The 19,758-nt window shown below is 56.4% G+C and carries 17 protein-coding genes; 4 read left to right on the top strand and 13 right to left on the bottom strand.

Features of this window, described 5'->3' with window-relative positions:
* The first annotated feature begins 69 nt into the window (after nt 1–69).
* Both zntR and ppnP read left to right on the top strand, forming a co-directional pair.
* Complete coding sequence (gene zntR, locus FH974_RS14880; protein ID WP_207103379.1) at nt 70–489, top strand: Zn(2+)-responsive transcriptional regulator; 420 nt, start codon at nt 70–72, stop codon at nt 487–489.
* A gap of 142 nt (nt 490–631) precedes the next feature.
* On the top strand, nt 632–913 hold the full coding sequence (gene ppnP, locus FH974_RS14875; protein ID WP_047885278.1) for a pyrimidine/purine nucleoside phosphorylase: 282 nt from the start codon (nt 632–634) through the stop codon (nt 911–913).
* Between the two features lie 78 nt (nt 914–991).
* Here ppnP and fis read toward each other — a convergent pair whose 3' ends face one another.
* The 11 genes from fis to FH974_RS14820 form a co-directional block, all read right to left on the bottom strand.
* Nucleotides 992–1,288, bottom strand: a complete 297-nt coding sequence (fis, locus tag FH974_RS14870; protein WP_005372656.1) for a DNA-binding transcriptional regulator Fis — start codon at nt 1,286–1,288, stop codon at nt 992–994.
* Nucleotides 1,289–1,310: 22 nt separating this feature from the next.
* Nucleotides 1,311–2,276 (bottom strand): tRNA dihydrouridine synthase DusB, encoded by a 966-nt coding sequence (dusB, locus tag FH974_RS14865; protein WP_047885304.1) that lies wholly within the window; start codon nt 2,274–2,276, stop codon nt 1,311–1,313.
* A 156-nt stretch (nt 2,277–2,432) separates the two neighbouring features.
* Nucleotides 2,433–3,317, bottom strand: a complete 885-nt coding sequence (prmA, locus tag FH974_RS14860; protein ID WP_047885303.1) for a 50S ribosomal protein L11 methyltransferase — start codon at nt 3,315–3,317, stop codon at nt 2,433–2,435.
* Between the two features lie 159 nt (nt 3,318–3,476).
* A complete protein-coding gene (panF, locus tag FH974_RS14855; RefSeq protein ID WP_047885272.1) occupies nt 3,477–4,934 on the bottom strand; it encodes a sodium/pantothenate symporter in 1,458 nt (485 codons plus the stop codon).
* The gene (locus tag FH974_RS14850; protein ID WP_207103378.1) at nt 4,927–5,208 is read right to left on the bottom strand and encodes a YhdT family protein; all 282 of its coding nucleotides are present in this window, start codon (nt 5,206–5,208) and stop codon (nt 4,927–4,929) included. Before FH974_RS14850 ends, panF begins: the two co-directional genes overlap by 8 nt.
* 216 nt (nt 5,209–5,424) lie before the next feature.
* Nucleotides 5,425–6,768: an acetyl-CoA carboxylase biotin carboxylase subunit gene (gene accC, locus FH974_RS14845; protein ID WP_047885270.1), complete on the bottom strand. Its 1,344-nt coding sequence runs from the start codon at nt 6,766–6,768 to the stop codon at nt 5,425–5,427.
* Nucleotides 6,769–6,780: 12 nt separating this feature from the next.
* Nucleotides 6,781–7,254: an acetyl-CoA carboxylase biotin carboxyl carrier protein gene (gene accB / locus FH974_RS14840; protein WP_047885269.1), complete on the bottom strand. Its 474-nt coding sequence runs from the start codon at nt 7,252–7,254 to the stop codon at nt 6,781–6,783.
* 75 nt (nt 7,255–7,329) lie between these two features.
* Nucleotides 7,330–7,782 carry a type II 3-dehydroquinate dehydratase gene (aroQ, locus tag FH974_RS14835; RefSeq protein ID WP_047885268.1) on the bottom strand — a complete coding sequence of 151 codons (453 nt, stop codon included), beginning with the start codon at nt 7,780–7,782 and terminating at the stop codon, nt 7,330–7,332.
* A 354-nt stretch (nt 7,783–8,136) separates the two neighbouring features.
* On the bottom strand, nt 8,137–10,086 hold the full coding sequence (gene acs, locus FH974_RS14830) for an acetate--CoA ligase (protein WP_207103377.1): 1,950 nt from the start codon (nt 10,084–10,086) through the stop codon (nt 8,137–8,139).
* Nucleotides 10,087–10,307: 221 nt separating this feature from the next.
* Nucleotides 10,308–10,946, bottom strand: coding sequence for a 3'-5' exonuclease (locus tag FH974_RS14825; RefSeq protein WP_047885266.1), 639 nt, complete (start codon nt 10,944–10,946; stop codon nt 10,308–10,310).
* A gap of 18 nt (nt 10,947–10,964) precedes the next feature.
* Complete coding sequence (locus FH974_RS14820; protein ID WP_207103376.1) at nt 10,965–12,767, bottom strand: DUF294 nucleotidyltransferase-like domain-containing protein; 1,803 nt, start codon at nt 12,765–12,767, stop codon at nt 10,965–10,967.
* 245 nt (nt 12,768–13,012) lie between these two features.
* Here FH974_RS14820 and FH974_RS14815 point away from each other — a divergent pair, with 245 nt between their 5' ends.
* Nucleotides 13,013–14,179 (top strand): 3-phenylpropionate MFS transporter, encoded by a 1,167-nt coding sequence (locus FH974_RS14815; RefSeq protein WP_047885264.1) that lies wholly within the window; start codon nt 13,013–13,015, stop codon nt 14,177–14,179.
* A gap of 126 nt (nt 14,180–14,305) precedes the next feature.
* Nucleotides 14,306–17,764, top strand: coding sequence for a PAS domain-containing hybrid sensor histidine kinase/response regulator (locus FH974_RS14810; protein WP_207103375.1), 3,459 nt, complete (start codon nt 14,306–14,308; stop codon nt 17,762–17,764).
* A 137-nt stretch (nt 17,765–17,901) separates the two neighbouring features.
* On the opposite strand, the gene FH974_RS14805 is transcribed toward FH974_RS14810, so the two are convergent.
* On the bottom strand, nt 17,902–19,287 hold the full coding sequence (locus FH974_RS14805) for a class II fumarate hydratase (RefSeq protein ID WP_207103374.1): 1,386 nt from the start codon (nt 19,285–19,287) through the stop codon (nt 17,902–17,904).
* Nucleotides 19,288–19,302: 15 nt separating this feature from the next.
* Nucleotides 19,303–19,683 (bottom strand): hypothetical protein, encoded by a 381-nt coding sequence (locus FH974_RS14800; protein ID WP_207103373.1) that lies wholly within the window; start codon nt 19,681–19,683, stop codon nt 19,303–19,305.
* Nucleotides 19,684–19,758: the final 75 nt, after the last annotated feature.

The following is a 19,758-nucleotide window of genomic DNA, read 5'->3' as shown; positions in this document are numbered from 1 at the left end:
ACATGAATTCCACCGCTGCGCAAACGTTTGCTTTTTCGTTTTCGGGCGAGATACAGGGAATCGGGTTTTATGTATTTGATTGGTCAGCTGGCAAAGCGTTGTGCGGTCAGCAGTGACACATTGCGATTTTATGAGAAGAACGGCCTGCTGGTGCCATCCGGACGCAGCGAGAAAGGCTACCGGCTGTATAGCGAGGATGACCTGTCCCGCATCCGGTTTATTTTGCGCGCCAAGGCGATTGGGTTAAGCCTGGACGAGATCCGGGAGCTGTTGGATATCCGGTTGGAAGCCTGCCAGCACAGCTGCGCGGAGGTTAAGGCCATTACTCAGGCCAAGCTGGATGAGGTGGACAAGAAAATGGCGGAACTGCGCCGGATACGCACGGCTTTGAAGAAAATTAACGATGCCTGTTGTGGCCACGTGGATGATGATGCCAGCCACTGCTCCATCCTCGAGGCGCTGGCCGCTGACGAACAGGGAAATGGCTGATATAGCGCAGCGGGACTCCTCTGATGCCAGGCACATTTGAGGAGCAGAATATTTGCCCTCAGGCAGAAGGAAATTTTGTTGGGGGAATGGACTGAACTGTGTTAGCTTCGAAGGACATCAGGAGTTAAAGATAAGGAATATCATGTTGAACGTGAATGAATATTTTGAAGGCCAGGTAAAGTCTATCGGGTTTGAAAGCGGCGGTGAGCGTGCCAGTGTTGGTGTGATGTTGCCGGGTGAATATACGTTTGCGACCGCGGCGCCGGAGCGCATGACGGTGGTCAAAGGGGCCATGACCGTTAAGTTGCCGGGTCATATTGACTGGGAAACTTACTATCCCGGTGATGATTTCGAAGTCCCGGGCGATGCCTCTTTCCATGTTAAAGTCGAGAAAGAAACAGCTTATCTGTGTGACTACCTCTAACGGTCAGTACCCCTAAGAAACAAAAAGGCCTACATCTGAGATGTAGGCCTGAAAATACGTGGGCTAATTCCAGCGGAATTAGTTCATGCCGTATTTCTTCAGCTTCTTACGAAGTGTACCGCGGTTGATACCCATCATTGTTGCTGCACGAGTCTGGTTACCACGGGTGTACTGCATGATAGTGTCCAGCAGTGGCTGCTCAACTTCAGCAAGCACTAGCTCGTACAGATCATCGACTTCCTGACCGTTTAGTTGAGCCAGGTAGTTTTTCAGTGACGCTTTGACAGAGTCACGAAGTGGCTTCTGTGTGATTTGGTCCTGTGAAGTTACAGTAGTAACTGTTAGTGCTTCGGAAGTCAGATTTTGTTCGAACATATTCTGTAAGCTCTTCTCGTATTTATGCAACGTTTTCGAAGTAGCCTTGCAGCGCATCGATCTGCTGTTCAGCATTCTCGATTGCGTTGAAGGTCTGGCGGAAATCACCAGCTGGGGCATGCTCTTTCAGGTACCAAGACACATGCTTGCGCGCGATACGCAAACCCAGGTATTCGCCGTAGAAACGGTGTAGCTCCTGGACATGACCCAACATAATCTCGCTGACTTCATCCATAGATGGAGCCGACAAGTGTTCGCCAGTTGTTAAATAATGATGGATTTCACGGAAAATCCATGGTCGGCCCTGCGCCGGGCGACCAATCATCAAAGCATCGGCACCGGTGTAATCCAGTACAAAGCGTGCCTTTTCCGGTGAATCGATATCACCGTTCGCAATCACCGGAATCGAAATCGCTTTTTTCACTGCCTTGATGTAATCGTATTCTGCTTCGCCTTTGTACATACAGGCTTTGGTGCGGCCGTGCAGGGCCAGCGCCTGAATGCCGCATTGCTCGGCGAGTTTGGCAATGTCGATACAGTTGCGGTTATCCAAATCCCATCCGGTACGGGTCTTCAGTGTCACCGGGACATCCACTGCATCCACCACGCTGCGAAGAATCTCTTCGATCAGCGTCGGGTACTGCAGCAGGGCTGAACCTGCCAGGCGCTTGTTCACCTTCTTGGCCGGACAACCCATGTTAATGTCGATGATCTGGGCACCGTTTTCGACACTGAACTGTGCCGCTTCAGCCATCAGCTGAGGGTCGGAGCCTGCGATCTGTACCGAGCGGATTCCCGATTCGCCTTCATGCACCATACGGTTCTGAGACTTGGCGGTTTTCCACAGGTCAGGATTGGATGACATCATTTCACTGACGGCCATGCCAGCGCCGTAGCGCAGACACAGTTCACGGAACGGACGATCGGTGACGCCTGCCATTGGGGCTACTATCAATTGGTTTTTAAGTTGATAAGGACCGATCTTCAAACGTCTGTTCCCGACACTGCCAGTAAGGGCGCGCATTTTACGCATTTTTTCGCTGTCTGAAAAGGCCAATAATTGAGCATTTAGTTTTTGAATTACAAAACCGTTTGCTTTTCAATCAATTGACCGTTTTATAACCAGAGCAGCGGTTGGGCGCGATCAGGCTTTCTGGCCTGCGATACGGCACCATTCTTCTCGGGCAGCAATCGGATCCAGACGAATCTCATCGCTGTAGAAACTGGCAACGTCTTCCGCCTGAGTTTCCAGCACACCGGAGATTGCCAGCAGGCCGTTGTCTTTCACCAGGCTCTTAATGACCGGTGACAGTTCACGCAGTGGGCCAGCCAGAATGTTGGCAACCACGACGTCAGCCGTCAGACCTTCCGGCTGATCCTGCGGCAGGAACAGTTCCAATTTGTCAGCTACGCCGTTGCGCTCTGCGTTGTCACGCGACGCCAGGATCGCCTGTGGGTCGATATCGATACCGATGACTTTCTCCGCGCCCAGTTTCAGCGCAGCGATGGCCAGAATGCCGGAGCCACAACCGAAATCGATCACGGTTTTACCGGCCAGGTCCTGACCGTCAAGCCATTCCAGACACAGTGACGTGGTTGGGTGGGTCCCGGTCCCGAACGCCAGACCCGGATCCAGCATGACGTTTACGGCATCCGGCTCAGGGGCTTCGCGCCAGCTTGGACAAATCCACAGGCGGCGGCCAAAACGCATTGGGTGGAAGTTCTCCATCCACTCACGTTCCCAGTCCTTGTCTTCCAGCTGCTCAACTTTGTAGGCAAAGTCGTCGGCGATCAGCGGGCTGTTCTTCAGCATCTCCAGGACGAAGTTCATGTCCGTTTCGGCATCGTACAGGCCAACAACGTCAGTATCACCCCACAGGCGGGTTTCTCCCGGCAGCGGTTCGAAAACCGGCGTGTCCTGAGCGTCCAGGAAAGTGACAGAGACCGCACCGGTCTCTTCCATCAGCATGTCGCCGATGGCTTCAGCATTGTCTGCCGTCGCGTTCAGTTTGATTTGAATCCAAGGCATGGTTAATTCGCTTTTCATTAGCTACGGTTCAAGGATGCGGAGTCTAGCATGAATTTTAGGCAGTAGGTACATGCAGTGACTCGCCCGACGGCCGGGGCAGGCCGTTGATAGAAAGATAGCACCCGAAGGTGCTATCTGAGAGAGGGAATGGTTGGCGGGTCAGACCTGCTGCGGTACCTGAACCGGTACCGGGCGGGTCAGGCTGCCGATCACGAAAGCGACAAGGCTCAGCGCCAGGGTCGGCACGATGATGTGGATCCCGCCCAGATCCGGCTTGATCACTGACAGGGCGATGTAGCACACCAGGCCGCTGCTCATCGAGGCGAAGGCGCCGGTGGCTGACGCGCGCTTCCAGTACAGGCCCAGCACCAGCGGCCACAGGAACACGGCCTGCATGCCGCCAAAGGCCAGCAGGTTAAGCCAGATGATCATGTCCGGCGGATTGGTCGCCGCGACAAACACCAGTGCGGAAAAGATCCCCGTTACCCACAGTGACAGCTTCGGTAGGCGGCGTTCGGCTTCCGGTCCTTCTGCGGCTTTGGGGTTGATGTAATTGAGGTACAGATCTTTGAGCAGGGTGGCTGACGCCTGAATCAACTGGGAGTCGATGGTCGACATAATGGCGGCCATCGGCCCGGCAAGGAAGACCCCGGCCACCACTGGCGGCAGTACCGTCATCATCAGGGTCGGCATGATCTGATCCGGGCTGGCAATATCCGGGACGATAGCGCGTCCCAGCGCGCCGGCCAGGTGCATCCCCAGCATCAGGAAGGCCACCATGATGGTGCTGATCACCATGCCGCTGTGCAGCGATGCGCTGGACTTATACGACATGCAGCGTACTGCGGCGTGCGGCAGGCCAATCACCCCGAAACAGACCAGTACCCAGAAGCTGAGCATAAACGGCTGGCTGAGGAAATGATCAGGGCCGTACGGCGTGACCAGCGCCGGGTCGATGCGGTGCAGTTCGCCCATCATCTCGCCGATGCTGCCACCGGCGTGGACGATACCGGCCAGCAGGGCAATGGTACCGATGATCATCATGATGCCCTGCACGGTGTCAGTCATGACCACGGCGCGAAAGCCGCCAATGGTGGTATACAGGCCGACGGTGACGGCAAACAGCATTAGTCCGTGCTGGTAAGACAGGCCGGTGACGGTTTGCAGCAGGCGCGCTCCCCCGACAAACTGCACCACCATAGTGCCGAAAAAGGCCAGCAGCAGCGCCAGGGAGGCAAGGATCACGACCCCGCGGTTTTTATAACGGGCATAAAGAATGTCGTTCAGGGTCAGAGCATTGTGGCGGCGCGCTTCAATCGCGAACTTCTTGCCCAGTACCCCGAGTGTCAGCCAGGCGGCTGGCAGCTGGATCATCGCCAGCAGTACCCAGCCCAGGCCCATTTTGTAGGCTGCGCCCGGGCCGCCGATAAAGGAGCTGGCGCTGGCATAGGTCGCGGCCAGGGTCATCGCCAGCACAAAACCGCCCATACTACGGTTGCCGACCAGGTATTCGTTGAGAAAGCCTTTACCGTTGCTGCGGTGGCGGCGGCTATAAAGCGCCAGAGCAAAAACAGCCAAAAGGTACAGAGCAAGAGGGATAAGCAGCTGGCTATTCATGCGGGGTCTCCTGTTCGGCGTCGAGCGGCATGTCCCGATACAGGAATTTCACCATGAGGGCACAAAGCAGGGTAAAAATCACAGGGCCGATAATACAGGCCAGCAGGAACCAGAGAGGAAAGCCCCAGTAAAGGGGCGGCATGGTGGTGTCAGTGCTGGCCGGGGCAAAACCATAGGCGGTGCAGTACCACCAGACGAAATAAGCCAGTGCCAGTCCGAGAGCCCATTTGGCTTCTTTGTGGGCCTGGCGATAGCGCGCTGAGAGCGTTTTCATGGCGTTAATTATCCATTGATAAGCAGACGGTAAGTGGCAGCGATACAGCGTGTCTGCTCACGTTTCATACAAAAACAAAGGGGGCTATTGTGGCAAAACTTGGCGGGGCGTGCCAAGTGCCGCGTGGTGATTGCTGTTTTCATCACCGCTGTGGCTGGTCGGTGCGAAGAAAAAAGGCTGCCAGAGGCAGCCTTAATGTCAGCGTTCAGAGTGGGTTTATTGAAGACCCAGCTTCTTCTCCAGGTAGTGGATGTTAGCGCCACCGTGCTGGAAGTTTTCGTCCGCCATAATGTCTTGTTGCAGCGGAACGTTGGTTTTGATGCCGTCGATGATCATCTCACCCAGAGCATTTTTCATGCGGGCAATGGCCACGTCACGGTTCTCACCGTAAGTGATCAGCTTACCGATCATTGAATCGTAGTAAGGCGGAACACTGTAGCCGGTGTAGATGTGCGATTCCCAACGAACGCCCATGCCGCCCGGTGAGTGGAAACGCTGGATTTTACCCGGAGACGGCAGGAAGCGAACTGGGTCTTCAGCGTTAATACGGCACTCGATAGCGTGGCCGCGCAGCTTGATGTCATCCTGAGTGAAAGACAATGGCTGGCCTGCCGCAATACGCAGCTGCTCTTTGATCAGGTCAATGCCGGTCACCATTTCTGTAACTGGGTGCTCAACCTGAATACGGGTGTTCATTTCAATGAAGTAGAACTCACCGTTTTCGTACAGGAACTCGAACGTACCTGCGCCGCGGTAACCGATTTCAACACACGCACGGGTACAACGCTCACCGATGTACTTACGCATTTCTTCAGTGATACCCGGTGCCGGTGCTTCTTCCACAACTTTCTGGTGACGACGCTGCATCGAACAGTCACGCTCACCCAGGTGGATCGCGCCGCCCTGGCCGTCAGCCAGCACCTGTACTTCAATGTGACGTGGGTTTTCCAGGAATTTCTCCATGTAAACCATGTCGTTGTTGAAGGCTGCTTTTGCTTCGGCGCGGGTCATGGCAATTGCTTCTACCAGATCCGATTCTGCACGCACAACACGCATACCGCGGCCGCCGCCGCCACCAGAGGCTTTGATGATCACCGGGTAGCCGATGCGCTTAGCACAGGCACGGTTTTTGGCTTCGTCGTCACCCAGCGGGCCGTCAGAACCCGGTACACAAGGTACACCGGCTTTCTTCATGGAGCTGATGGCGGAAACTTTGTCACCCATCATGCGGATAGTGTCCGCTTTCGGGCCAACAAAGATAAAGCCTGAACGCTCGACCTGCTCAGCAAAGTCAGCATTTTCAGACAGGAAGCCGTAGCCCGGGTGAATCGCAACCGCCCCGGTAATTTCCGCAGCACTGATGATGCGAGGAATATTCAGGTAGCTTTCGGTGCTTTGTGCCGGACCAATACACACTGACTCGTCTGCCAGCAGTACGTGTTTCAGATCGCGGTCTGCGGTGGAGTGAACCGCCACAGTTTTGATGCCCAGCTCCTTGCAGGCTCGCAGGATGCGAAGGGCAATTTCGCCACGGTTGGCGATAACAATTTTATCTAACATATCGCGCCCCGGTTACTCGATGATAACGAGAGGCTGGTCAAACTCAACGGCGTCACCGTCTTCAGCCAGAATAGCTACAACCGTACCGGCTTTGTCTGATTCGATTTGGTTCATCATCTTCATCGCTTCAACGATGCACAGGGTATCGCCCACGTTTACAGACTGACCAATTTCCACAAAAGCTTTCGCGTCTGGGCTTGGCGCACGGTAGAACGTACCTACCATTGGTGACAGAACCTGATGGCCAGCTGGCGTCGACGGAGTGGTCGTTACGTGCGGCTCAGCGGCAGGAGCCGGTGCTGCAACTGGTGCTGGAGCGGCAATAGGCGCGCCCATTGGTGCAGCTGCGTAAACGTGAGTAGGCGCAGGGGCAGCAGCAGTCGCACGGCTGATGCGTACGGATTCTTCACCTTCAGAGATTTCCAGCTCAGCAATACCAGACTCTTCAACTAGCTCAATCAGTTTTTTGATTTTACGAATATCCATTTATCTTTCTCTTTTGATGTTCAGTGGGCGGCTGTAAGGCAATGTCCGGCATTGCTCACAGGGCAAAAATCATGATCAGTCGCCGGCGTTAAGGCGGCGTACTGCTGCCTGCAGGGCAAATTCGTATCCGTCTGCGCCCAGTCCGCAAATCACGCCTACTGCTTTATCGGAGAAGTAAGAGTGGCTGCGGAACGGCTCACGGGCGTGAACGTTAGACAGGTGCACCTCGATAAACGGCAGGGCAACACCCAGCAGGGCATCCCGGATGGCCACACTGGTATGGGTGAAGGCAGCCGGGTTGATAATAACGAAATCGACGCGATCCTGAGCGTGATGGATAGCTTCTATCAGCTCATGCTCCGCGTTAGACTGGATGTGCTCGAGTGTCACGCCCAGCGTTTGTGCTTTGGCAGTCAGGTTAGCCACAATATCCGCCAGAGTTTGCTGGCCGTAGTGCCCCGGTTCACGGGTGCCGAGCAAATTGAGGTTAGGGCCATTGATCAATAAAATTCGTTGATTGGTCGACATCTTGACGTTATTTCACTTGTTTTAGAGGTTTAACTCTAGCAACGTGCAAAAAACTTGCAACCTTGCTTCCTTGCGTGCCGATTTATACTGCCAAAACATGCTTGCTGAGCAATTATAGAGAATTCACCGCAAATCGCAGCAAAATACTGGTCTAATCACCGCACTTTTTCTTGTACACGTGTACGCCGTTTGGCGACAAAGAGGAGAGTCGGGGAGCGTCAGCTGACGGCCCGTCAGGCACTATGATTGAGTCTGGCTGGCGAGACAAGGATTCGCGAGAGTGAGCCGGTGACTTTTAGCGGTAGATCAAAAAAGCCGCCTGTTTGGCGGCTTTTCTGTGCTTCTAGCAGCAAATTACAGCACTTTTTGTTTCTCTGCAATCAGCTTATCCACCACGCTTGGGTCAGCCAGCGTCGAGGTATCCCCCAGGCTGGCAGTATCACCGGTGGCGATCTTACGCAGAATACGACGCATGATCTTACCGGAGCGGGTTTTCGGCAGGGCATCTGTCCAGTGCAGGAAGTCCGGCGTGGCAATCGGCCCGATTTCCTTGCGCACCCATTCTTTTACTTCTTTATGCAGCTCGGTACTCGGGATCACCCCGTCATTCAGCGTAATGTAGGCGTAAATGGCCTGGCCTTTGATGTCATGCGGTACCCCTACAATCGCGGCTTCGGCAATCTTGTCGAACGCGACCAGGGCTGATTCGATTTCTGCGGTGCCCATACGGTGGCCGGAAATGTTCAGTACGTCATCCACCCGGCCAGTGATCCAGTAGTAGCCGTCTTCGTCACGACGGGCGCCGTCACCGGTAAAGTACATGCCCTGGAAAGTCGAGAAGTAGGTTTGCTCAAAGCGCTCGTGGTCACCCCACAGGGTACGCATTTGTCCCGGCCAGGAGTCAATCATCACCAGGTTACCTTCGTTGGCACCGTCGAGAATGTTCCCCATGTTGTCGACCAGCGCAGGCTGAACGCCGAAGAACGGACGGGTTGCCGAGCCCGGTTTCAGAGCCGTTGCGCCCGGCAGTGGCGTGATCAGGATGCCGCCGGTCTCGGTTTGCCACCAGGTATCCACGATCGGACAGCGGCTGTCACCGATGGTGCGGTAGTACCATTCCCAGGCTTCCGGGTTAATCGGCTCACCGACTGAGCCCATGATGCGCAGCGAGGTACGCTTGGTGCCGGCAATGGCTTCGTCACCTTTGGCCATCAGGGCGCGGATCGCGGTTGGCGCGGTGTACAGGATATTGACGTTGTGTTTGTCGACCACTTCGCTCATGCGGCTGGTGGACGGGTAGTTTGGAACGCCTTCGAACAGCAGGGTCGTCGCCCCGTTGGCCAGCGGACCGTATACCAGGTAGCTGTGACCCGTGATCCAGCCCACGTCGGCTGTACACCAGTACACATCGCCTTCCTGGTAATCAAAGACATACTTGAAGGTCATGGTGGCATACACCAGGTAACCCCCGGTTGTGTGCAACACGCCTTTTGGCTTGCCGGTGGAGCCAGAGGTGTAGAGGATGAACAGCGGATCTTCGGCATTCATCTCTTCCGGTTCACAGTGCGCAGAGGCAACCGCTGTCGCTTCGTGCCACCAGACATCACGGTCAGCGTGCCACTCAATGTTGCCGCCGGTGCGTTTGAAGACAATGACTTTCTCAACAGAGGTCACGTCATCGCTCGCCAGGGCATCATCCACATTTTTCTTCAGCGGAACGGCACGGCCGCCACGCAGGCCTTCATCGGCAGTAACCACGACTTTGGCATTGGAATCAGTAATACGGCCGGCCAGGGCTTCCGGAGAGAAACCGCCGAACACGATAGTGTGAACCGCACCGATACGGGTACAGGCCAGCATTGCCACGGCGGCTTCCGCAACCATCGGCATGTACAGGCAAACCACGTCACCTTTACGTACACCCTGGCTCTTCAGTGCGTTGGCAAATTTACAGACCTGCTCGTGCAGTTCGTTGTAAGTCAGAATGGCATCATCAGCCGGATTGTCACCTTCCCAGATAATCGCTGGCTGGTCGCCGCGGGTTGCCAGGTGGCGGTCAATACAGTTGGCGGAGACGTTCAGCGAACCGTCTTCAAACCACTTGATGTTGACATGGCCGGTATCGAACGAGGTGTTCTTCACTTTGCTAAACGGCTTGATCCAGTCAACGATTTTACCGTGCTCGCGCCAGAAACCTTCCGGATTAATCACCGACTGCTGGTACATTTCGCGGTACTGTTCGTCAGTGACGTGGGCGCTGGCAGCGATGTTCTGGTTTACTGGATACACATGAACCTCACTCATTCTCTTCTCCTTGTGTTCCGTCTGTGTCCGTTCCGGACCGGATAATTCGGTATGCAGGATATCCCTTGCGTAATAACTAACTTCTGACAGAACGCTGCCAGCCACAATTAGACTTTAGGATGAGAGGGTGAAAAATGCGGATTGCCCCCGTGTTTTCAGGGGCGTTACAGTCGAAAACTTGCGCTGGCACAAGAGGATGGCATCACCGAAACGCTGTTTTTTCAGTGGGTTTGAGTATGGGGCAGATAGCGGTGCGGCAGATCGCCGTGTTTTAAACGAACATAAATTAAGGCGGCGGTAATGGCGTCCTGCAGGGCATCGTGACGGGGCATCACCGGTAAATCCAGATGCCGGCTGATCGCTTCCAGGCTCAGATCGAAATAGGCATTGGGCAGCTGGCGCTCCAGTTGCTCGTGATACAGATGGCTGACCTCGACCAGTTTGTTGGGCAGCGGAAAGCCATAATGGCGGCGGAAATAGCGGTCCAGGATCGTCTTGTCATAACGGATGTGATAGCCAACCAGCGGGCGATTACCGATGAAATCCAGCAGCTTGGCCAGCGCCTGCTGCTCATCCAGCCCCTGATTGAGATCCTGATGGCGAATCCGATGGACAGCCACGGAGCCGGCATCCAGACTGGCCGGGGCGCGCAGGGTCAGGTGAATCGACTGGCTGGTGAGGATCCGGTTGGCCCGAATCCGGGTGGCGGCAATCGTCACCAGCTCGGCACTGTGCGGATCCAGGCTGGTGGTTTCACAGTCCAGCGAGACCAGTTCGTCGCCGCGATAACGCTCGAACAGCGCGCGGTATTCACTGTGTCGCAGCCGGTGGCGGTACCACCAGCGTCTTAGTACGTTCATGCGCAGGCCTCCCGTCGGTTAGTCCCGGATTTGATAGTGATAGCCGAGCCACTCTTTGAATTTTTTCACCACGTGCAGGCTGTGGCGCAGCAGATCCCGCTCGGCCCGGCTCAGCGGTTCGATTTTCAGGTGCTGCTGCATGCCACCGGCCTGTTGGTCGAGTTGCTGCCGCAAACGCAGTTTAATGAACAGCTTGAGGGCCTCGCTGAGATTGGAGGCGGTCGAGGGTTCGAGGACTTTGCGCGCCTCCAGCTGTTCGATGCGCAGGAAGGTGTTGTTGGCCTCAATGCCGTTTTCCAGCGCCAGTGCCCGGATACCGTGGACGATAGGGAAAACGCCGCCCTGCTTGATGTCGAGCCCGTCCTTATTGGCTTTGAGCTTGCCAAACAGGGACAGCGGAACGCTGAACCGTAGGGCCGGGCGGGTAAAGGTGGCCAGCAGCAGCTCCTGCTCGGCCATCAGTTCGTGGAGGCGGAGTTTGACCGGAGCCAGCAACTCACGGTTACCGGCCACGGCGTGGCTGTCAGCCAGAATCGCCAAATCCATCATCGTTTCCTCATTTCCCTCAAAGGCATAGTCTTTCAGGGTATGTAACCACTCACTTTGCGTCTTCACCCATTTCGGATTGTTGACCATGACCTTGCCCGGGCACAGTGGGTAGCCAAGCTGGTGCAGGGTGTGGGTCAGGGTTTCCATGACCTCGGCCAGCCCCGGCCAGTCGACCCCGTCGGCCAGGATCAGGGCGTTGTCCTGGTCGGTTTTCAGGATTTGCTCGCCGCGGCCTTCCGAGCCCATGACGATCAGGCAACAATGGTTGTGCAGTGCCTGCGGCACCACCAGCTGGAAAGCTTTTTCAATAATCTGTTCATTTACCGTGGCGATCAGCTCCATTACAAACCGGGTGTGAATGCCGTTATTAAACAGGGTTTCCACCAAGCGGGTCTGGCTGCCAGCCGCCAGCGCCAGCTCTTCAATCGTCGATGCGCGGGCGATCCGTAGCGTCAGTACATGGGAGTGGGTGGAAAACAGGCTCAGTACCTGGGTGAGATCCAGCATCCCGGCCAGTTTGTCGCCGTCCACGACCGAGACCCGTTTGACCTTGTGACGGGTCATCGCCAGCATTGCGTTAAACAGGTAATCCCCTTTATTGACGCTGATCACCGGCGAGGTCGCGACCTGCCCGACCGAGGCATCGTGCGGATAACCTTCCAGCATCACGGCGTGGAGCAGGTTGGTACGGGTAATAATGCCGTAGGGCTGCCCGTCCCCCGCTTCAACCAGCGCGGCATCTGAGCGTTGCTGTTGCAGCTGCTCGGTAGCCGTCTGCAGCGAGCAGTGCCGCGGAAGGATCAGGCAAGGCTGAATGTTGTCATCGTCAACTTTCGTCAGAATAAATTCAGCCAGGTTCTGCTGGCGCTGGGCTTCTTCCAGCAGTTGCTGGCGGCGGGCCAGGCTGGTGGCAAAGTAGGCCGCAAACTGGCTGTTGTGGTGGTAGAGATCCTGGAATACGTCGCGTGGCAGCAGGTGGCAGAGGGTATCTTCAAGTGCCCGGTAGCGGTGGCGGCAATGCGACTCCAACTGCGCCCTGACATCAAACATGTCATCAGTGGTGTAGTGCGCGAAGACCTCTTTGCCGTCGGCGCTGCTTTCCTCGACACTGCCCTTGATAATGATGAACAGCTGATCGCAGGCGCTGCCTGCTTCAATCAGGGTTTCACCATGCCGGTAATAGGCGACATCCAGCGAATCAATCAGCCGGTGCTGCTGATCCGGGGTCAGGCGATCAAACGGGGGAAGGGACGTGTCAAAGCTATCGGACATGCAGGCTCTCCAGGCAGGCATCAGACCATATATGCAGTGTCTGTCGGAAAGCGAGCGGATGCCAGACGACTTTAGTCTAGCTTGGGGCGCTGATAAGGTTGATCTTCCGCAAAGAGAAATGAAATCAGTGGAATAATTTCATTGGGAGGATGCGCTTAACTGGGCATAATAGGTGCCTTTTGGAGCGGCAGTTCGGTGACAGGACTGCCACATCAGGCTCTTTATTTAGTTTGATAGGACATGGCATGTTTCGAAGTAGCCCTTTTGGCTGGACCTCCCAATATTTAATTGGTTTCTTCTTCAATTACGGTGTTTACCTGCCGTTCTGGGCTTTGTGGCTGGCGTATCTGGAAGTCAGTGCGTCAAATATCGGCTTGCTGCTGGGGCTGGGCTTCGGCGTTCGCTGTCTGGCCAATTTGGTGATCACCCCGCGCATTCATAAGGTGGAGCACCTGATTCCGGCCCTGCGCTGGTTTGGTCTGGCGGCGCTGGCAACCTGTGTTGCCTATATTTATTGCGGCGGAAGTTTGTGGGCACTAACTATCGTCACTGTACTTTTCAATATGATGGTTGGGCCGATTGTACCGCTGTCCGATGCGCTGGCCAATCACTATGCCAAAGAAGGCCATCTGGATTATGGCCGTACCCGGTTATGGGGCTCGATCGCCTTTATCGCCGGTTCTACCGTGGTAGGTCTGGCGGCCGCTGAATTTTCGCCAGCGGTGATTCCCTGGGTAGCTGCGGCTGGTTTGGTCGCCGCGCTGGTGCTGACGGTCCGTCAGCCGACCGTGTTGCCGGTGTCAGAGCCGGGCAGCCATGATGCGCCGCGCCCGGCGCTGATGCAGATGCTGCGTGACCCGAAAGTGATCCAGTTCCTGACGATTATTGCGCTGCTGCAGGGCAGCCATGCGGCGTATTACAGCTTCAGTGCCATTTACTGGAAAGATGTGGGCTACAGCGAAGATGTGATCGGTTACCTGTGGAGCTTCAGCGTGGTCGCCGAAGTAGCCGTGTTTGCGATCAGTAAGCGCCTGTTTGCGGGCTGGAGCGTCGCTAACATGTTCCGTCTGGCTGCGGTGGGGGTGATGATTCGCTGGGGACTGACGGCAACCATGACTGAGCTGCCGGTGCTGTTTGCGGCTCAGGCCTTGCATGGCATTACTTTTGCGGCAGCACACCTGGCGACTATCCGTTATATCCAGCATGCGCAGAGCAACCAGATGGTGGCCCTGCAGGCACTCTATAACGCCTTGCCGATGGGGGCGTTTATGGCGCTGATGACCGCACTGAGCGGCTGGCTGTATGGCCTGTGGGGCGCGGATATTTTCTGGCTGATGGCGCTGATGGGGGTACCGGCACTGTTCATGAAAATTGAAGACATGCCCCGTCGCAGTCTGGTTCAGGATAACTGATTGATTCACTGGTGACTTCAGGACGTTGCCATCCAGAACTGTGATCCTCCTGATTGGTGAGAGCCCGGTGTTTAGCTACACTGGGCTCTCATTTTTTAAATCTACAATATGGATTAGGGATAACGCATGGCACAGGGATGGATTGTCGTGCCGGTGACGCTGGCTTATCTGGTGCTGCTGTTCTGGATCGCCTGGTACGGCGATCGGAATAAGCAATGGATGGCGCGCTGGCGGCCGTGGATTTACAGCCTTTCAATTGCGGTGTACTGCACCTCATGGACGTTTTACGGCACCGTGGGGCAGGCCAGCCACGATGTCTGGTCATTCTTGCCGATCTACATCGCTCCTATTCTCGTCTTCACGTTTGGCTGGCGCATTCTGGCGCGGCTGATACTGATCGCGAAACGGGAACATATCACCTCCATTGCCGACTTTATCGCGGCCCGCTACGGCAAATCGCAGGGGCTGGCAGTCTTGGTGACCCTGATTGCGGTGGTCGGTATTCTGCCGTATATCGCGCTGCAGCTGCGCGGGATCACCATGGGGCTGGAGCAGGTCGCCCCCGGGCTGGGCCAGGAAATGGGGATCCTCGGTACCGGTAAATCCGATATCGCCTGGATGGTCACTGGGGCGCTGGCAGTGTTCACCGTGTTGTTCGGAACCCGACACATTGATACCACTGAGCACCACCGCGGCATGATGATGGCGGTGGCCTTTGAGTCGCTGGTCAAACTGGCGGCGTTCCTGATTGTCGGGGTGTTTGCGGTCGCCCTACTGGTGGACATTCCTAACTTGGGGAGCGCTGCGGCTGACCTGTTGCAACCGGCCAATCCTCAGATTGGCAGTCTGCTGATTCATACCTTGCTGACCATGACGGCCATTGTCTGTCTGCCGCGGCAGTTTCACACCACGGTGGTGGAAAATGAACGGGCGCAGGATCTGCATAAAGCGCGCTGGGTGTTTCCGCTGTACCTGTTTCTGATGGGACTGTTTGTTATCCCTCTCTCTTTGGCTGGACAGGCCCTGTTGCCTCACATAGCGGCGGATACCTATGTGATTAATCTGCCGCTGCAAAAAGGGGTCGACAGCATCGCGCTACTGGCTTTCCTTGGCGGGACTTCCGCGGCCAGCGGGATGGTGATTGTCTCGACTATCGCGCTGGCAATCATGGTGTCCAACGACCTGGTGCTGCCGCTGCTGCTGCGCCGTTTGCGGATCTCGGGACGTAACTTCTCGGCCTTTTCCGGATTGTTGCTCAATATTCGCCGGGCGCTGATTGTCCTGTTGTTGCTGGCAGCATGGGGGTTCTATCAGGTTCTGGGCGCTATCCCGTCGCTGTCGGCGATCGGCTTTCTGTCGTTTGCTGCTATCGCTCAGTTTGCCCCAGCATTGCTGGGTGGCATCTACTGGCGGGAAGGGAACCGCAATGGCGTGTACGCCGGACTGTGCGGCGGGATCACCATCTGGGCGGTGACCATGATGGGGCAGACCAACATGCTGGCCGGCAGTGCGGATACCAACCTGCTGCTGTGGCTGCTGACGCCGCCGTCGCTGCCGGTCCTGCATGAGCTTTCGACTGTGGACTGGGGGATGCTGCTGAGTCTGGTGGTGAACATCATCCTTTATATCGGCGTTTCCCTGGTGACCCGCTCGTCTCTGACCGAGCGGTTACAGGCGGCCTCTTTTGTCGGGGCGCCGTTGCCGGAAAGCGGCGATGCCAGCCTGTACCAGACCCGGGTGACGGTGGCCGAACTGGAAATGCTGGCGGCGCGGTTTGTCGGACGTAAGCGGGTGCGTTATGCGTTCCGGCAGTACGGCGAGCAGCACGATGAATCCCTGCTGCCGCAGCAACAGGCGCCCTCGACCTTGATCCGCCATACCGAGCGGGTGCTGGCGGGGGTGTTCGGGGCGTCATCAGCACGGCTGGTACTGACCTCAGCGCTGCAGGGCCGCAAGATGCAGCTGGAGGAAGTGGCGACCATCGTCGACGAAGCCTCGGAGCTGTTTGATTTCAGCCGCGGCCTGCTGCAAGGCGCGATTGAGCATATCAGTCAGGGGATCGCGGTAGTGGATAAACAGCTGCGGCTGGTGGCCTGGAACCAGCGCTACCTGGAGTTGTTCAGCTTTCCGCCCGGGTTGATTCAGGTCGGGCGGCCGATTGCGGATGTGATCCGCCATAACGCCGAGCTGGGGCTGTGCGGGCCCGGCGATCCGGAAAAACATGTCGCCAAACGGGTCGAGCACCTGAAGCGGGGAACGGCCCATACCTCATCGCGGGTGCGTCAGGATGGCCAGGTGATTGAGGTGCAGGGGAATCCCATGCCGGGCGGTGGCTTCGTAATGAGCTTTACCGACATCACGGAGTTCCGCAATGCCGAGCAGGCGCTGAAAGAAGCCAACGAAACGCTGGAAGAGCGGGTGCGTCAGCGAACCAGTGAGCTGGAATCCCTCAACCGTCAGTTGGTGGTCGCCACCCAGCATGCCGAGTTGCAGACCAAATCCAAGAGCCGGTTTCTGGCGGCGGTAAGCCATGATCTGATGCAGCCGCTCAATGCCGCGCGGTTGTTTGCCTCGTCGTTATCTGAGGTCGCGGCTGACAAGGAAACCCGCAAGCTGGCCAATCATATTGAAAGTGCACTGGGTGCGGCCGAAGATTTGATTGGCGATCTGCTGGATATCTCGCGGTTGGAATCCGGCAAGCTGGATATCCATGTGCATGCCTTTGCTCTCAATGATGTGCTGGCGAACCTGAACGCCGAGTTCAGTGCACTGGCTAAACAGCAGGGCATCACGTTTACCATGGTGCCGACCTCGCTGGTGGTGCAGTCTGATCCCAAATTACTGCGCCGGGTTGTACAGAACTTCCTAACTAATGCGTTTCGCTACAGCCCCAGCGGTAAAGTGGTGCTGGGGGCGCGCCGGATTAATGGGCAGGTGCGTATTGATGTCTGGGATAACGGCATGGGGATTGAAGCAGAGAAGCAGCTGGAAATCTTCGAGGAGTTTAACCGTGGCACCCAGGTGCGCTCCGATCAGGGGTTGGGGCTGGGGCTGGCGATATCAAAAGGGATTGCCCAGGTGCTTGGTCATCAGATCTCGATGCGCTCGTGGCACGGCAAAGGCAGTGTCTTTTCTATCACCCTGAATCAGGAAGACAAAGCGGCCTTGCCTCAGGTCGTCCCACCGGCGGCCAGCCAGAGCCATTCAGATCTCAGTCACTTGCGAATTTTGTGTGTCGATAACGAGCCGGACATTCTGGTCGGGATGGAAAACCTGCTGGCCCGCTGGGGCTGTGAGGTGAAAACCGCGACCGATATCGTCGACAGCCTCAAAGCGCTGGAGGACGGCTGGCTACCGCATGTGATTTTCTCCGATTACCGGCTGGACGATGGTCGCACCGGGCTGGAAGTGCTGCAGCAGTGCCGCCTGCGGCTAGGGAACCGGTTTGCCGGGGTGATCATCAGTGCCGATCGCACGGATGCGATGATGGAGGGGATACAGGCCAATGGCTTCAGCTTTATCGCCAAACCGGTGAAGCCGCTTAAGTTACGCTCCGTGCTCAATCGGGTCACAGAAACGGCATGAGAAAAATCATTCTTTGGCTATCAAAAACGTGTATCTGATCCCATTAGCTGCATGCATCAAAGAGACCGCCTCCGGGCGGTCTCTTCATATTTACAGACAGCAAGGTCACTGGCCACTGAAATTGGCCGCGGACACAGCTACTCTGCGACGCCACCCTGAGTCAGCTTGGCCGGATCGAGCAGGCGTTCCAAGGTTGCGCGATTGAGATCGGTCTCCTCTTCTGCCACGTCAATAATGGCCCGGCCCTCCTGATAGGCTCGTTTGGCAATCGCGGCGGCTTTCAGGTAGCCAATCACCGGATTGAGTGCGGTGACCAGAATCGGGTTCTTGGCCAGCGCGACATCTAGGTTATCCTGACGCACCGTGAAGGTCGCAATGGCTTTATCGGCCAGTGCTGTGGCGCTGTTTGCCAGCAGTTCAATACTTTCCAGAATATTGTGCGCAATCACCGGCAGCATGACATTCAGCTGGAAGTTACCGGACTGGCCGGCCACCGTGATGGTCGCGTCATTCCCGATCACCTGGGCGGCTGCCATGGCGGCGGCTTCCGGGATCACCGGGTTGACCTTGCCCGGCATAATGGAGGATCCGGGTTGCAGCGCCTGTAGCTCAATTTCGCCCAGCCCGGCGAGAGGGCCGGAGTTCATCCAGCGAAGATCGTTGGCGATCTTCATGATCGCTACTGCTGTCGTGCGCAGCTGACCGGACAGGGCGACGATCGCATCCTGGCTGCTGAGGTTGAAGAAGAAGTTCTCGCTGGTGGAAAAGCGGATCCGGGTGGCCTGCGACAGGTTATCGGCAAACGCTCCGGCAAAGCGGTGATCGGCGTTGATGCCGGTCCCGACGGCGGTGCCGCCCTGGGCCAGGGCTTTGACCGCAGGCAAGGTCTGTTCGATGGCCGCTTTGGCGTGGCTGATCTGATACTGCCAGCCTCCCAGCTCTTGGGCAAAGGTCACCGGCATGGCATCCATCAGGTGGGTGCGCCCGGTTTTCACGACGTGGCTGAGGCTGTTTTTCTTGGCTTCCAGTGTTGCAATCAGATGCTGCAGGGCCGGTAGCAGCTGTTGTTCGAGAGCCAGCGCAGAACTGACCTGTATCGCGGTAGGAATCACGTCATTGCTGCTCTGGCCCATATTGACGTGATCGTTCGGGCTGACATCCCCGCCGAGTGTTCGGCTCGCCAGTGTCGCAATCACCTCGTTGGCATTCATGTTTGAGCTGGTACCGGAGCCGGTCTGAAAGACATCAATGGGGAACTGCGCCAGATGCTGGCCGTCGATAATGTTTTGTGAGGCTTCCTCAATGGCAGTGGCTATATCACCTTCCAGCAAACCGAGCTGAGCATTGGTGAGTGCTGCCGTCTGTTTGATGTAAGCCAGCGCCTGAATGAATCGGGCCGGCATGGTGTGACGGCTGAAGCGGAAGTTATCGACCGCCCGCTGGGTCTGGGCCTGATACAGTGCGTCAGTGGGGACCTGCACCTCGCCCATGCTGTCAGTTTCGGTACGGAAAGTCTGGTTCATTGCGGCTCCTTGTTGTCAGTCGAGCGGCGCCTGTACGCCGCGCAGTTGTTGCTGTAAGGCCAGAAAACGGATATCCCCGTCTTCGAATTGGTCGTAATAACGCTTCAGGGTCAGTAGCGGGACATGGATGGAGTCCAGGCACACCCGGCGAAAGATGTGGCTGCGCTGCGGGTCGGCAATGGCTTCGAGAAAATGGCGATACAGCTGACGCAGGAACAGCTCACACAACAGGGCATTTTCCTGTTCAGCCCCGTGTTCGTGGCTGGCTGCCAGCAGCACACCCCAATGAAGGTATTCGTGAATAACATCCGGCTCAAAACCGTGAGGGGATGAGTAATCCTGAAACCGATCCTGCGCTTTAAAAAATGCGTTATAGAGGTGAGCGTGGCTGTCCATAGTGGCTCCATACATGCTATGTAATGATAATTATTATCATTTAATTTTCGGGATGGCAATCCTTGTGAACGTTCC

This window comes from Photobacterium ganghwense, assembly GCF_017329545.1.
GTDB classification, from domain to species: Bacteria; Pseudomonadota; Gammaproteobacteria; order Enterobacterales; family Vibrionaceae; genus Photobacterium; species Photobacterium ganghwense.
Note: the sequence above shows the minus strand (reverse complement) of the source record. Positions and strands in the feature narration are given on the sequence as shown.

Coding starts and splice junctions, on each gene's coding strand:
- zntR (WP_207103379.1), top strand. CDS start 70: ATGTATTTGATTGGTCAGCTGGCAAAGCGTTGTGCGGTCAGCAGTGAC.
- ppnP (WP_047885278.1), top strand. CDS start 632: ATGTTGAACGTGAATGAATATTTTGAAGGCCAGGTAAAGTCTATCGGG.
- fis (WP_005372656.1), bottom strand. CDS start 1,288: ATGTTCGAACAAAATCTGACTTCCGAAGCACTAACAGTTACTACTGTA.
- prmA (WP_047885303.1), bottom strand. CDS start 3,317: ATGCCTTGGATTCAAATCAAACTGAACGCGACGGCAGACAATGCTGAA.
- panF (WP_047885272.1), bottom strand. CDS start 4,934: ATGAATAGCCAGCTGCTTATCCCTCTTGCTCTGTACCTTTTGGCTGTT.
- FH974_RS14850 (WP_207103378.1), bottom strand. CDS start 5,208: ATGAAAACGCTCTCAGCGCGCTATCGCCAGGCCCACAAAGAAGCCAAA.
- accC (WP_047885270.1), bottom strand. CDS start 6,768: ATGTTAGATAAAATTGTTATCGCCAACCGTGGCGAAATTGCCCTTCGC.
- accB (WP_047885269.1), bottom strand. CDS start 7,254: ATGGATATTCGTAAAATCAAAAAACTGATTGAGCTAGTTGAAGAGTCT.
- aroQ (WP_047885268.1), bottom strand. CDS start 7,782: ATGTCGACCAATCAACGAATTTTATTGATCAATGGCCCTAACCTCAAT.
- acs (WP_207103377.1), bottom strand. CDS start 10,086: ATGAGTGAGGTTCATGTGTATCCAGTAAACCAGAACATCGCTGCCAGC.
- FH974_RS14825 (WP_047885266.1), bottom strand. CDS start 10,946: ATGAACGTACTAAGACGCTGGTGGTACCGCCACCGGCTGCGACACAGT.
- FH974_RS14820 (WP_207103376.1), bottom strand. CDS start 12,767: ATGTCCGATAGCTTTGACACGTCCCTTCCCCCGTTTGATCGCCTGACC.
- FH974_RS14815 (WP_047885264.1), top strand. CDS start 13,013: ATGTTTCGAAGTAGCCCTTTTGGCTGGACCTCCCAATATTTAATTGGT.
- FH974_RS14810 (WP_207103375.1), top strand. CDS start 14,306: ATGGCACAGGGATGGATTGTCGTGCCGGTGACGCTGGCTTATCTGGTG.
- FH974_RS14805 (WP_207103374.1), bottom strand. CDS start 19,287: ATGAACCAGACTTTCCGTACCGAAACTGACAGCATGGGCGAGGTGCAG.
- FH974_RS14800 (WP_207103373.1), bottom strand. CDS start 19,683: ATGGACAGCCACGCTCACCTCTATAACGCATTTTTTAAAGCGCAGGAT.